Origin of the sequence: Streptomyces sp. NPDC046821 (assembly GCF_040645335.1) — a bacterium.
Lineage (GTDB): Bacteria > Actinomycetota > Actinomycetes > Streptomycetales > Streptomycetaceae > Streptomyces.
In genome coordinates this window covers 76,662-89,480 of record NZ_JBEYYB010000007.1, presented here as the reverse complement: position 1 = coordinate 89,480, position 12,819 = coordinate 76,662, and the positions used below count along the sequence as shown (strand labels likewise).

The 12,819-nt window shown below is 70.9% G+C and carries 12 protein-coding genes and 1 pseudogene; 2 read left to right on the top strand and 11 right to left on the bottom strand.

Annotation, left to right across the window (positions count from 1 at the left end; translation table 11 throughout):
• Positions 1 to 121 precede the first annotated feature (121 nt).
• From ispF to ABZ893_RS15485, 3 genes are all read right to left on the bottom strand, one after another.
• On the bottom strand, positions 122 to 619 hold the full coding sequence (gene ispF, locus ABZ893_RS15495) for a 2-C-methyl-D-erythritol 2,4-cyclodiphosphate synthase (RefSeq protein WP_361402736.1): 498 nt from the start codon (positions 617 to 619) through the stop codon (positions 122 to 124).
• Entirely contained in the window at positions 609 to 1,352 is a 744-nt protein-coding gene (gene ispD, locus ABZ893_RS15490; protein ID WP_361402733.1) for a 2-C-methyl-D-erythritol 4-phosphate cytidylyltransferase, read from the bottom strand. Before ispD ends, ispF begins: the two co-directional genes overlap by 11 nt.
• 281 nt (positions 1,353 to 1,633) lie before the next feature.
• Positions 1,634 to 2,116 (bottom strand): CarD family transcriptional regulator, encoded by a 483-nt coding sequence (locus ABZ893_RS15485; RefSeq protein WP_003953493.1) that lies wholly within the window; start codon positions 2,114 to 2,116, stop codon positions 1,634 to 1,636.
• 654 nt (positions 2,117 to 2,770) lie between these two features.
• Between ABZ893_RS15485 and ABZ893_RS15480 the strand changes: the two genes are divergently transcribed.
• Positions 2,771 to 3,421 carry a DUF461 domain-containing protein gene (locus ABZ893_RS15480; RefSeq protein WP_361402730.1) on the top strand — a complete coding sequence of 217 codons (651 nt, stop codon included), beginning with the start codon at positions 2,771 to 2,773 and terminating at the stop codon, positions 3,419 to 3,421.
• A gap of 99 nt (positions 3,422 to 3,520) precedes the next feature.
• On the opposite strand, the pseudogene ABZ893_RS15475 reads toward ABZ893_RS15480, so the two are convergent.
• The 3 genes and pseudogenes from ABZ893_RS15475 to ABZ893_RS15465 form a co-directional block, all read right to left on the bottom strand.
• A pseudogene (locus tag ABZ893_RS15475) lies at positions 3,521 to 3,592 on the bottom strand (DNA-binding response regulator); the annotation flags it as partial.
• 105 nt (positions 3,593 to 3,697) lie between these two features.
• On the bottom strand, positions 3,698 to 4,378 hold the full coding sequence (locus ABZ893_RS15470) for a response regulator transcription factor (protein ID WP_111665435.1): 681 nt from the start codon (positions 4,376 to 4,378) through the stop codon (positions 3,698 to 3,700).
• Positions 4,375 to 5,652 (bottom strand): ATP-binding protein, encoded by a 1,278-nt coding sequence (locus ABZ893_RS15465; protein WP_361402727.1) that lies wholly within the window; start codon positions 5,650 to 5,652, stop codon positions 4,375 to 4,377. The genes ABZ893_RS15470 and ABZ893_RS15465 overlap by 4 nt, the downstream gene beginning before the upstream one ends.
• Before the next feature lie 188 nt (positions 5,653 to 5,840).
• Between ABZ893_RS15465 and phoU the strand changes: the two genes are divergently transcribed.
• Positions 5,841 to 6,524 carry a phosphate signaling complex protein PhoU gene (phoU, locus tag ABZ893_RS15460; RefSeq protein WP_361402724.1) on the top strand — a complete coding sequence of 228 codons (684 nt, stop codon included), beginning with the start codon at positions 5,841 to 5,843 and terminating at the stop codon, positions 6,522 to 6,524.
• A gap of 90 nt (positions 6,525 to 6,614) precedes the next feature.
• On the opposite strand, the gene ABZ893_RS15455 is transcribed toward phoU, so the two are convergent.
• The 5 genes from ABZ893_RS15455 to ABZ893_RS15435 form a co-directional block, all read right to left on the bottom strand.
• Positions 6,615 to 6,773 (bottom strand): hypothetical protein, encoded by a 159-nt coding sequence (locus tag ABZ893_RS15455; RefSeq protein ID WP_361402721.1) that lies wholly within the window; start codon positions 6,771 to 6,773, stop codon positions 6,615 to 6,617.
• 63 nt (positions 6,774 to 6,836) lie between these two features.
• Positions 6,837 to 8,375: an APC family permease gene (locus tag ABZ893_RS15450; RefSeq protein WP_361402718.1), complete on the bottom strand. Its 1,539-nt coding sequence runs from the start codon at positions 8,373 to 8,375 to the stop codon at positions 6,837 to 6,839.
• 169 nt (positions 8,376 to 8,544) lie between these two features.
• Positions 8,545 to 9,894, bottom strand: coding sequence for an aspartate aminotransferase family protein (locus tag ABZ893_RS15445; RefSeq protein ID WP_361402715.1), 1,350 nt, complete (start codon positions 9,892 to 9,894; stop codon positions 8,545 to 8,547).
• A gap of 13 nt (positions 9,895 to 9,907) precedes the next feature.
• Positions 9,908 to 11,266: an ArgE/DapE family deacylase gene (locus tag ABZ893_RS15440; protein WP_361402713.1), complete on the bottom strand. Its 1,359-nt coding sequence runs from the start codon at positions 11,264 to 11,266 to the stop codon at positions 9,908 to 9,910.
• A complete protein-coding gene (locus ABZ893_RS15435; protein ID WP_361402710.1) occupies positions 11,263 to 12,726 on the bottom strand; it encodes an aldehyde dehydrogenase in 1,464 nt (487 codons plus the stop codon). The genes ABZ893_RS15440 and ABZ893_RS15435 overlap by 4 nt, the downstream gene beginning before the upstream one ends.
• Between the last annotated feature and the right edge of the window lie 93 nt (positions 12,727 to 12,819).

Here is a 12,819-nt window from a genome sequence, read left to right as displayed (position 1 = left end):
TCGGGTGCGGGTTCGGTGGGGGTTGGTCGCGCCCCGCGGCGGAGCCGCTGATGACACAGCCCCGCGCCCCTGAAATGCAGGCGCTGCGCGCCGCATTTCCCCCACCAGCCCCGTACCCGACCTACGCGCGCACCACCAGCGCCGTCGCCACCGCCATCAGGCCCTCGTCCCGGCCCGGAAAGCCGAGGCCGTCCGTCGTCGCGCCCGACACAGAAACGGGGGCACCCGCAGCGTCCGAAAGGACCTTCTGGGCCTCGCCCCGCCGCTTACCGATCTTCGGCCGAGGGCCCACCACCTGCACCGCCACATTGCCGATGACAAAACCCGCGTCGCGCACGATGCGCGCCGCCTCCGCGAGCAGCGTCAGTCCGGACGCGCCGGACCACTCGGGCCGCCCCGTACCGAAGTGGGCGCCCAGGTCGCCGAGACCCGCCGCGGAGAACAGCGCGTTGCACGCCGCGTGGGCGACGACATCCGCGTCGGAGTGACCGGCGAGTCCGGGACCCTCGCCCTCCCACTTGAGGCCCGCGCACCACAGCTCTCGGCCCTCTTCGAAGGCGTGGATGTCGGTGCCGATACCGACCTGCGGCAGCACGACGGAGGGCACGTCAGAACCCATCGTTGGCCCTCCTGCGGGCGAGTACGGCCTCGGCGAGCACGAGGTCGAGGGGGCGGGTCACCTTGAACGCCTCTTCGTGGCCGGGCACGACGACGACGGGCAGGCCGAGCTGCTCGACCATGCTGGCGTCGTCGGTGACGTCGTCCGTGACGGTCTCGTGGGCGCGCTGGAGCGTCGCGCGGTCGAAGCCCTGCGGGGTCTGCACGGCGCGCAGCCGGGCCCGCTCGGGCGTCGCGACGACCAGTTCGGGGCCGCCGTCGGTGCGCGGGTCGACCCGCTTGACGGTGTCCGCGAGCGGCAGCGCCGGGACGACGGCGGGGGCCCCTTCGCGTACGGCTTCGATGACGCCGTCGACCGTGTCGACGGGCACCAGGGGGCGGGCCGCGTCGTGGACGAGGACGACGTCGATGCCGGACGGCAAGGCGTCGATGCCGGCTTTCACCGACTCCTGGCGGCTCTCGCCACCAGGCACGACGACGAAGTCGGTCCTCTCGGGCAGCGCGTGGTCGGCGAGGAGGGTCTTCACCTCGGCGACCGACGCCTCGTCGGGCGGGGCGACCACCACGACGAGGGAGACGGACCGCGAGGCGGCCATCGCCCGGACCGCGTGGATGAGCATGGGAGTGCCGTTGAGTGTGCGGAGCGCCTTGGGGGCGCCTGGGCCGAGGCGTACGCCCCGGCCGGCCGCCGGAATCACGGCCGCGGTGCGCGGGGGCCGCGTTTCGTCAGACATCGCATCCGTTCAGGTTTGTGTGCTCGACCGAGGTGGGTATGGCAGACACCAGTGCCGGGCGCGACACCTCGACCGGACCCTTCCGTGACATCTGGTCGAGCCAGTGCCCGGGGCCGGCACACCAAGGAATACGCGCCACGCGTGGGCACGGAGTGCGGGTACGAACATGCCGCAGCGCCCGGCGACACCATGAAGGGTCAGCGGGCACCGCGGCATTATTCATGCGCCCGGGCGTTTCACCCGGGACTTGGCTGCGCGGCCGCGTGCCGGTCAGGCACGCGTCAGGACGCGAGAACCTCGTCGAGCAGGGCCTCGGCCTTGTCCTCGTTCGTGTTCTCCGCGAGCGCGAGCTCGCTCACCAGGATCTGCCGTGCCTTGGCGAGCATTCGCTTCTCACCTGCGGACAGTCCGCGCTCACGCTCCCGACGCCACAGGTCACGGACTACTTCCGCGACCTTGATGACATCGCCGGAGGCGAGCTTCTCGAGATTTGCCTTGTAGCGGCGCGACCAGTTCGTGGGCTCTTCGGCGTACGGCGCGCGAAGCACCTCGAAGACCCGGTCGAGACCGTCCTGACCGACCACATCACGTACGCCGACGAACTCCGCATTGTCCGCTGGCACACGTACCGTCAGGTCACCCTGCGCGACCTTCAGCACCAAGTAGGTCTTGTCCACGCCTTTGATCTGACGAGTTTCGATAGCCTCGATCAGCGCGGCCCCGTGATGGGGATAGACCACGGTGTCGCCAACCTTGAACGTCATGTGACAGGTACCCCTTCCGTGGCTATCCAGGGTAACACGGAAACTGCGGGTTCTGAATGGCGTTTTCGCAGGTCAGGGCACATCTCGGGGCTTGACAACAACAACCGGAACGTGCTGCGGAGGCCTCACGGAAGGCGGTATTCGCAGGTCGGAGCGGCTCTTCGGCGAAGATGAAACGCGCACCGTACACCTACCCGGAGGCCCCTGCAGGAGGTTGAACGTCCTGGTTTGAGTGGTTCAAGTCACTCGACTTCCGCTACTCCGTTCGGCGACACGGAGGCGCGTGCGACCCGAATCCGGAATTGATCACCGCGGCGGGTGATCAATTCCCCGCACCGTCATGCATTCCTTACGGGAAATCCTCGGGGGCGCCCACCAGGCACTTTTGCGAAAGGTGAACGGGAGGCCAATGTGACCGGTCACGTTTGGTGAGGTGAGAGGGGCTGGAGAGGGCCCGAGGGGTTTGTGGTGAGGGGCGGGCGGGGCGGTCATGAGGTGCGCCGAGATCCATCCGGAACCCTCTAGGGGCGGGTCGGGTGCGGCGGCGCGGGAACGGCTCGGTAGCCTAAGCCCGCTGACAGACCCTTAGGGCGGCTTTACACCCCGCCCGAACGCCTGACCCGTACCGCCTACGTTCAAGGAGATGCCGCCGCCGTGAGCAGCAGCCTTCGACGCGGCGCCCTCGCCGCCGCCGCCCTCGCGTTCTCGATCGCCTCGCTCGCCGCTTGCGGCGCCGGCACCGACGCACAGACCAGCCAGATCAAGCCGGACAACGCCGAGACCTCGGTCGGCGACATCCGGATCCAGAACGCCAACGTGATCACGCAGCCCGACCTGAAGTCCAAGGGTCCGGCCGTCGTCACCGCGACGCTCTTCAACAACGGCGACAAGGACCAGAACCTCGACTCGATCGTGGTCACCGGTGTCGGCAAGGCCGCCGCGCTGTCCGCCGCCGACGGCAGCAAGACCGTGCGGATCCCGGCCCACGGCTCCCTCGTCCTCGGGGGCAAGGGCAACGCGTCCGCGACGCTGCCCAACAGCCGCACCGCGGTCCTCGACGGCAACGCGCAGAACATCACCTTCGGGTTCAGCCGCGCGGGCGCCGTCAAGATCACGGCGTTCGTCGTGCCGGCCGAGAGCTACTTCCAGCAGTGGGGCCCGAGCGTGATGCCGACCGCGCCGACCGCGTCGCCGACGCAGACGGCCTCCGGCACCGCCAAGCCGACCGGCTCCGCCACCCCGACGGGCGCCGCCTCCGGCACCCCGGCCTCCGGCGCCCCGGCGACGCACAGCGCCAAGCCCTGAGCGCGTAACGCACGCACACACATGACGTGAAGGGCGGGACCCCACCGGTGGGGTCCCGCCCTTCACGTCATCTACGGCTGCTCTGTCCACGGCTGCTGTTCACGGCTCGAACTTGTAGCCCAGGCCGCGCACCGTCACCAGGTAGCGCGGGGCTCCGGGGTCGGGTTCGAGCCCCATCCCGCGTGCGCCCCTCGCACCGCTCGGCCCCGGAGGGCCTCCCGGGCTTCGGGACGCTGTGCCGGACTCCGTCCGGCTGCCATGGCCGCAGGCTGCTGTTTACGGCTCGAACTTGTAGCCCAGGCCGCGCACCGTCACCAGGTAGCGCGGGGCGCCCGGGTCCGGTTCGATCTTTGCGCGGAGGCGCTTCACGTGGACGTCGAGGGTCTTCGTGTCGCCCACGTAGTCGGCGCCCCAGACGCGGTCGATGAGCTGCATACGGGTCAGGACGCGGCCCGCGTTGCGCAGGAGCATCTCCAGGAGGTCGAACTCCTTGAGGGGCAGGTCGACCTTGGAGCCGGAGACCGTGACGACGTGGCGGTCCACGTCCATGCGGACCGGGCCGGCCTCCAGGGCCTGCGGAGTGACCTCCTCCGGCTCGCCCCTGCGGCGCAGCACCGCGCGGATGCGGGCGACCAGCTCACGGGACGAGAAGGGCTTCGTGACGTAGTCGTCGGCCCCTATCTCCAGGCCCACCACCTTGTCGATCTCGCTGTCCTTGGCGGTCACCATGATGACCGGGACGTTCGAGCGGCCGCGCAGCTGGCGGCAGACCTCGGTGCCGGGCAGGCCCGGCAGCATCAGGTCGAGCAGGACGAGGTCGGCGCCGTTGCGCTCGAACTCGTCGAGTCCGTCGGGTCCGGTGGCCGCTATCGCGACCTCGAAACCCTCCTTGCGGAGCATGTACGACAGGGCGTCGGAGAACGACTCTTCGTCCTCCACGACAAGCACTCGGGTCACGGAAGGACCTCCGGGGCGGCAGGAATGGGGTCGTATGCGGTTGTCTCGTCGGGCCCGGCGGCGTCGTTGCCGTCGTGGTGTCCGTATGCGTCGCCGCCTACGTGTCCTGGGCCGCGGTCGCGGGTCGCGCCTGCCTCGGGCAGCCGCAGGGTGAACGTGGAGCCCTGGCCTTCGGTGCTCCATACGGTGACTTCCCCGCCGTGCGAGGCAGCCACATGCTTGACGATGGCGAGGCCGAGGCCGGTGCCGCCGGTGGCCCGGGAGCGGGCCGGGTCGACGCGGTAGAAGCGCTCGAAGATGCGCTCCTTGTCCTTGTCGGAGATGCCGAGGCCCTGGTCGGTGACCGCCACCTCTATGAGGTCTCCGCCGGGCGCGGTGACGCGGCGGGCGGCGATGCCCACGCGGGTCCGGGCCGGGCTGTAGTTGACGGCGTTCTCGACGAGGTTGCCGAGGGCGGCGGCGAGCTGGCCGCGGTTGCCCCAGATCTGAAGGTCGGCGGTGCCGCCCGCGGCCATGGTGATCTGTTTCGTGCCGGCCTGGTGGCGGCAGCGGTCGATCGCCTCGGCGACGAGTTCGTCGACGCGGACGGGCTCGGCGTCCTCCAGCGGGTCGTCGTTCTGGACCCGGGAGAGGTCGATGAGTTCCTGGACCAGGTTGGTCAGGCGGGTCGCCTCGATCTGCATCCGGCCGGCGAAGCGCTCGACCGCCTCCGGGTCGTCGGACGCGTCCATGACCGCCTCGGAGAGGAGGCTGAGCGCGCCGACCGGGGTCTTGAGTTCGTGGCTGACGTTGGCGACGAAGTCGCGCCGTACCGCTTCGATGCGGCGGGCCTCGGTGAGGTCCTCCACGAGGAGCAGGACCAGGCGGGAGCCGAGGGGGGCCACGCGGGCGGAGACGGCGAGCGCGTCGCCGCGGCCGGTGCCGCGGCGCGGCAGGTCCAGCTCGACCTGCCTTATCTCGCCGTCCCTGCGGGTGTCCCTGGCCATGAGGAGCATCGGCTCGACGGCCAGCTTGCCGCCCCGGACGAGGCCGAGGGCGTACGCCGCCGAGCTGGCCTTGACCACGCTGTCCGCCTCGTCGAGGACGACGGCGGAGGAGCGCAGTACGGAGAGGACCGTGTCGACGCCGGGCGGAAGGACGGCTTCTGTGTGCAGGGAGGTGCGGGTGGGGCGGTTCTGGTCGCGTTCACTCCAGCGGAACGCCAGCATGGCGATGACACCGGTGCACACCCCGGCGATCGCTGCTGCTGCGGCGACCGCCGCGTTCACGTCCATGCATTCAGGTTATGCGCGTCGTGAGCAGTGCCGTCAGCCGTCCATGGGCCGTCTCGAACACTCGTCGCCCAGAGTTCACCTTGGGTACGGGGGTGATTCATTTGGGGTGACGGAAACGGACGCGTAGTAGGCCGAACGTGGGAGCGTGGGGCACAACAGCCCCGTTTGTGAGTGAGAGGGACAGTTGTATGCGTGACGCGTACCACGAGGAACTTGACTCGATCGGCGAGGGCCTGGTCGAGATGGCCCGCCTTGTCGGGTCGGCGATCGGGCGCGCCACCACGGCCATGCTCGACGCCGATCTGAAGCTGGCCGAGAGTGTCATCGCGGCGGACCAGAAGGTCGACGACCTGCAGCACGACCTGGAGGCGCGGGCGATCGCCCTGCTCGCGCGCCAGCAGCCGGTGGCCACCGATCTGCGGATCGTCGTGACCTCGCTGCGCATGAGCGCGGACCTGGAGCGCAGCGGTGACCTCGCGCAGCACGTCGCCAAGCTGGCGCGCCTCAGGTTCCCGGACAAGGCCGTGCCGCACGACCTGCACGCGACGGTCCTGGAGATGGGTCAGCTCGCGCAGCGGCTCATGGCGAAGGCCGCCGAGGTCATCATCACCAAGGACGTCGACCTCGCGCTCCAGCTGGAGCAGGACGACGACGAGATGGACCAGCTGCACCGGACCCTGTTCCAGCACCTGATGGACGACCGGTGGAAGCACGGCATCGAGACCGCCGTGGACGTGACGCTCCTCGGGCGTTACTACGAGCGGTTCGCCGACCACGCGGTGTCCGTGGCCAAGCGCGTCGTGTACCTGGTGACCGGCGAGCACGCCGACGAGCTCCAGCCGGCCCAGCCGCAGCCGGTCGACGGCAGCTGAGCCCGCCCCCTCCGTTACGCGACGTGGGCCCCGCACCTGGCACACAGGTGCGGGGCCCACGTCATGCCCGTAAGAAATACCCGTAGGAACTCAGCCGCAGCAGCCGCCGCACTGGCAGGGTGCGCCCGACTGGCAGCCGCAGCCGCAGCCCGAGCCGCAGCCACAGGCGCCTAGCAGGACGAGCTCAGGGAGCCGGGCGACTTCCGTGGGCTGCCCTTCGACGGCTTCGGGGGTGGGGGACTCGGCCATGGGGTTCCCTCCTCAGGGGGCGAACTGCCTGACTCTCAGTTCATGCCCAGCCCCGCGGGCGCGTCAACGGCGCACATGCGCGCGGGAGTTCAGCGCCTTGGCCACTGTGTGGCCGATGGTGCCGAGGAGAAGCAGGGCGACGACCGTGCCCAGAGTGAATGCCTCGAACGTCATCCGCGACACGCCCCACGTGCCGTGGAAGTCGTACTTGATGCCGAGCACGGCCTCAAGCGTGCCGGGGAACAGGGCCGCCCACGAGCCGATCAGGATCCATGCGTACACCAGGACGGTGCAGGTCATGAAGCCCTTGGTGCCGAACGGGACCTGGTAGGGGCGCGGGACGTCCTTGTGGCGCAGGCGCAGGACCGCGAGGGCCGGGATCACCGTCAGGTAGGACAGCAGCAGCGTCGTCACGGCGACGGTCAGGACGACGGAGAACACGGCCGCAGCGTCACCGTTCGCCAGGCGCATCGCCGCCACCATGAAGATCGTGGCGATCGCGCCCGACAGCAGGTTGGTGCGCACCGGGGTGCCGAGCGTCGGGTGGAACGCGCCGAGCTTGCGGCTGAAGAAGCCGCCGTCCGCCGCGGCCATCGCCTGCATCCGGTCGCTGACGATCATCCACGCGCTGCCCTGGGTGACGAGCGCGAACACGAACAGGAGCGCGGTCGCCTTCAGGAGTGCGCCGGACGCGCCCCCGTAGATCGTGAAGATGGTCGCGGCGCCGTCCATGAAGCCGCCGATGCCGGTCACCTTGCCGGCCGGGACCACGGAGAGGATCGCGAGAACCGGCAGCAGGTAGCAGGCCGCCGCGATCGCCGCGGAGCGGCCGAGGGCCGCGGGGACGTCGCGCTGCGGGTTGTGCATCTCCTCGCCCGCCGCATTGGGGGCCTCGAAGCCGACGTACGCGAAGAGGAGGACCGGGACGAGGGCGAGGAAGCCGGCCGTGGTCGGGCTGAACGTCGCCGCGTGCGCGCCGTGCGGGCCCGTGCCGGTGATGCCCTGGAAGCCGTGCGCCAGGCCGTACGCGACCGCGGTCAGCGTGAAGACGGTGAGCGCGAGGACCTTCGCCGCCGCGCCCGCCGTGGTGATCCACTTGCCCTTGCGCAGTGAGACGACCGCCGTGAGGATCGCGATCCAGATGAACAGGATCTTGAACGTGTAGTCGGCGAACGTGCCCTGGCCGAGCTTGAACACGAAGCCGTCCCAGGTCTGCGCCGCGATGAACACGAGCGAGCCGCCGAGCCAGATCGGGTTCGTCACCCAGTAGAAGAGGGTCGTGATCGCGGCCGTGAGCCGGCCGAAGGCGAGCTTGACCCACACATAGGGGCCGCCCTCCTGGGGGAAGGCCGCGCCCGTCTCCGCGAAGAGCAGCGCGTACGGGATGAGGAAGGCGACGGCGATGACCGCAGTCCAGGTCACCGCCTCGCCGCCGCCCGTCGCGATCTGGCCGACCGTGTCGAAGGAGATGACCGCGGCCACGGCCATCGCCGTGATGTCGAAGCGGCGCAGGCTCCGGTGCAGGTTGGGGGTGGAGTCGGGGGTGGGTGCGGGCGTTTCCGGGTGCGTGTTCTGGTCCGTGGCGGTGGGTGTGTTGGGCACGGCGGTCGGTCCTCGGGGCTGCGGAGGGGTGGGACGGTGCGGATGCCCGTATGGGGGCGCGGCCGGGCAGGGCGTGCGCGTGGCCTCGCCGGCCTCGCACACCCCTCCCCCGCCGCGCCCCCTCCGGGGACTGCTTGGTGAACCCGTACGTGCTTCGGTGAACCCGTACTTACGCGATCTCGCCCGTCGGGGACGTGCGCTCCAGGACCGAGCGGATCGCCGTGGCGACCTCCTTGGCCTCGCCCTCCGTCATGATCAGCGGCGGGGACAGGACCAGGCTGTGGGCCGAGTCGCGGACGATGACGCCGGTCTCCTGGCGGATCACGTCGTGCGGCATACGCTCCGGCTTCAGCGGGAGCGGCGTACGGGACTCGCGGTCGGTGACCAGCTCGATGGCGAGCATCATGCCCACCGAGCGGATCTCGCCGACGATCGGCAGGTGGCCCAGCTCGGCCTCCAGCTGGCTGTGCAGGTGCGCGCCCATCGTGACCGCGCGGCCGAGCAGGCCCTCGCGCTCGATGATGTCGAGGTTGGCGAGCGCGACGGCCGCCGCCACCGGGTGGCCGTTGTACGTGTAGCCCATCGGGAAGCCGTGGTCCTGGAGCATGACCTCGGCGACGTCGTCCGAGACGAGCAGCGCGCCGAGCGGGATGTAGCCCGAGGTGATGCCCTTGGCCGTGACGATGATGTCGGGCTGGATGCCGAAGTGCTGGGCGGCGAACCACTCGCCGACGCGGCCGTACGCGGTGACGACCTCGTCGAAGATGAGGAGGATGCCGTGGCTGTCGAGGACCTCCTTGACGCGCGGCCAGTAGTCGGCCGGCGGGACGAGCATTCCGCCGACGCCCATGATGGGCTCGCCGATCATGGCCGCGATGTTGCTCGCGCCGATGTCCGCGATGCGCGCCTCGAGCTCGGCGATCAGGAAGTCCGTCGGGTCCTGGTCGCCGAACAGCTCCGAGCGGTAGGGCCACGGCGGGGTCAGGTGGCTGACGTGCGGCATCATCGGGGCGAAGCCCTCGTGGTAGACCGGGAAGCCGGTGGCCGAGCCGCCGCCGTAACCGATGCCGTGGTACGCCTTGTTGCGGGCCAGGATCCAGGTGCGGGAGCCCTCGCCGCGGCGGTGGTGGTAGTAGCGGGCCATCTTGATGGCCGCCTCGTTGCCCTCGGAGCCGCCCGACGTGAAGTACACGTGGTTCAGGTTCTCGGGGGCCAGGCTCGCCAGGCGCTCCGCCAGCTTGATCGCCGGCTCGTTCGAGAACTCCCAGAAGCTGGTGAAGTACTCGAGCTGCTTCATCTGGGCGTGGGCGACGTCCGCGAGCTCCTCGCGGCCGTGGCCGAGCTGCGCCAGCCAGAGGCCACCCGTCGCGTCCAGGTAGCTGTTGCCCTCCGCGTCGGTGAGGCGGCAGCCCTGGCCCTCCGTCATGATGACGCGCTCTTCGGCCGTGCCGGGCAGGTAGGGGTGGATGATGTGGGCGCGGTCCGTGGCAGCGAGCTGCTGCGCGGGGGTGAGGGTCATGATTGCGTGCCTTTCAGGATGCGGCGGGTGCTGGTGCCGTCATGGCCAGCGCGGTGAGTGCCAGCGTCTTCGCGGTGGCCACCAGGTCGCTGATCTCGATGTATTCGTCGATGGTGTGGAGGGTCGGGGAACCGTCGGGGCGGGTCGCCGTCGGGCCGAGGCAGACGGCGGGGGTGTCCGCGAGGCGGGTCAGGGTCGCGGCGTCCGTCCAGGACGGTTCGCCGAGGATCCGCGGGCTGCGGCCGAGGCGCGTCGCCGTGTCCAGGAGGAACCCGACGAGCGGGTGGCCCTGGTCGACCTCCGCCGGCGGGAGTTCGACGTCCCACGCGAAGGCCGGCGGGTGCGCGGCCAGCCACGGGTCGGCCGACACCGCCTTCGCCACGGCCGTCTCGATGTCCGTACGGACCCGGCTCGCCCAGCCGCCCGCGTCCGCCTGGACGGGCAGATACGTGACGTCGAGCGCGACCTCGCAGGAGGCGGGGTACGTCACCCACCACTCGCCGCCCTTGATCACCGTCGGGACGATGGACGGGGCCGGGAGCAGCGGGTGCGCGTGGGCCTTGTCGGCGGCCCAGCCCTCCCGCACACCCTGGAGCGCGGCGAGGACGGGCAGCATCTTCTCGATCGCGTTGACCGCGCCGCCGGTGCGCCAGTCGCCCGGCGGGTACTCGGCGTGGCCCGGCACTCCGGCGACCGTGACCGAGCCGCCGAGGATGCCGCGCTGGGCGGTCACGACGTCGAGGTCGGTGGGCTCCGGCACGATCGCGGCGTCCGCCCGGACGCCGTAGCCGACGGACGCGAGCGTGCCCGCGCCGTTCCACTCCTCGTCGGTCGCCGTGTTGATGAGCAGGTCACCGGGGAGGCGGATGCCGAGCGCGGCCAGGGTCTCGGCCGCGATGACCGCCGCCGCGATCCCGCCCTTCATGTCGCAGGTGCCCCGGCCGTAGAGCCGGCCGTCGCGGACGTCGGCCACGAACGGGTTCGACGTCCATTCGTTGCGCGGCTCCGCCGACACGACGTCGATGTGCCCGTTGAACAGCAGGCTGCGTCCGCCGCCCGTGCCCGCGAAGCGCGCGATGAGCTGCGGGCGGCCGTCGAAGCCGAGGCCCGGCGGGGTCTGCGGCGAGGCCGGCAGGTCGCCCGGCTTCGGGGTGAAGACGTCCGCCGTCGCACCGGCCGCGCGAAGGCGGGCCGCCAGGTACTCCTGGAGGTCGGCCTCGTCGCGGGCCTTCTCACAGGCGTCGCCACGGACCGTCGTGTCGAACCCGACCAGGTCGCTGGTGAGCGCGATCAGGTCGTCGGTCCGGCTCTCGATCGCCGCGAGGACCGCCTCGGTGTCCACGGACGCGGACGCGCCGTTCACGCCGCTCACGAGTACGAGATCCACGTCGTCTTGAGGCCCGTGTACTTGTCGAACGAGTGGATCGACAGGTCACGGCCGTGGCCGGACTGCTTGAAGCCGCCGAACGGGGTCATCGGGCTCAGGGCGTCGACCGTGTTCACGGAGACGGTGCCGGCGTGCAGCGCGTCCGAGACCCGGTGCGCGCGGCCCAGGTCGCGCGTCCACAGCGAGGCCGCGAGGCCGTACGGCGAGTCGTTCGCCGTGGCGATCGCCTCGGCCTCCGAGTTGAAGGGGTGCACGGTGAGGACCGGGCCGAAGTGCTCCTCGCGGGCGAGGGGCGCGTCGGGCGCGAGACCGGTGACGACCGTCGGCGTCAGGTACGCGCCGTCACGCGTACCGCCCGTGACGACCGTGCCGCCCGACGCCTCGACGGCCTGCTGTACGCGGATGGCCTGGGCCTCGTCCACGAGCGGGCCGAGGTTCGTGGCCGGGTCCAGCGTGTCGCCCGGTACGAAGCGTGCCGCGTGCTCGGCGACCTTGGCCGTGAACTCCTCGGCGATCGAACTCTCCACCAGCAGACGGGTGTTGGCCGAGCAGACCTGGCCCGCGTTGTAGCTGAATCCCCAGGCCGCGCGCTCCGCCGCCGCCTCCAGGTCCGCGTCCGCGAAGACGACGTTCGGGCTCTTGCCGCCGGCCTCGGGCCAGACCTGCTTCATGTTCGACTGGGCCGCGTAAGAGAGGAACAGCTTCGCGACGGCCGTCGAGCCGGTGAAGACGAGGGTGTCGACGTCCTGGTGCAGGCCCAGTGCGCGGCCCGCCGTGTCGCCCATGCCGGGGACCACGTTCAGGACGCCGTCGGGCAGGCCCGCCTCGGCGGCGAGCTCGGCCAGGCGCAGCGCCGACAGCGGCGACTGCTCGGCCGGCTTGAGGACGACGCTGTTGCCCGCCGCGAGGGCCGGCGCCAGCTTCCAGCTCGCGAGGTCGAGGGGGAAGTTCCACGGGACGACCGCGCCCACGACGCCGAGAGGCGCGCGGCGGATCGTCGCCAGGTTGCCCGGGGGCGTCGGCGCGACCTCGTCGTACAGCTTGTCGGCGGCCTCCGCGTACCAGGAGAAGACACCGGCCGCGCCGGGCACGTCCACGCCGTAGGACTCGGCGATCGGCTTGCCCATGTCGAGGGTGTCGAGGAGGGCCAGCTCCTCGGCGTTCGCCGTGATCAGGTCGGCGAGCTTGAGCAGGACGCGCTTGCGGGCCGACGGGTCGGTGCGGGACCAGCGGCCGTCCTCGAACGACTCGCGGGCGGCGCGCACGGCCAGGTCGATCTCGTGCTCCTCGCCCCGGGTGACCTGGGCGGTGACCTTGCCGGTGGCCGGGTTGACCGTGTCGAACGTGGCCCCCGACCTCGCCTGCACCCATGCGCCGTTGATGAACGCCTGGGTGCGCGGGGTCAGGTCGGCTGCTCGGCGCTGCCAGTCTGCGTGCGTGTTCATGCGACGACTACTCCTTGGGTGCGGGTGGTGCGGGTGTGCCCGTGAGGCTTGCGGCGCCCGGCCGTTGGCCTCTCGTTGGCTGCCTCGCCGACT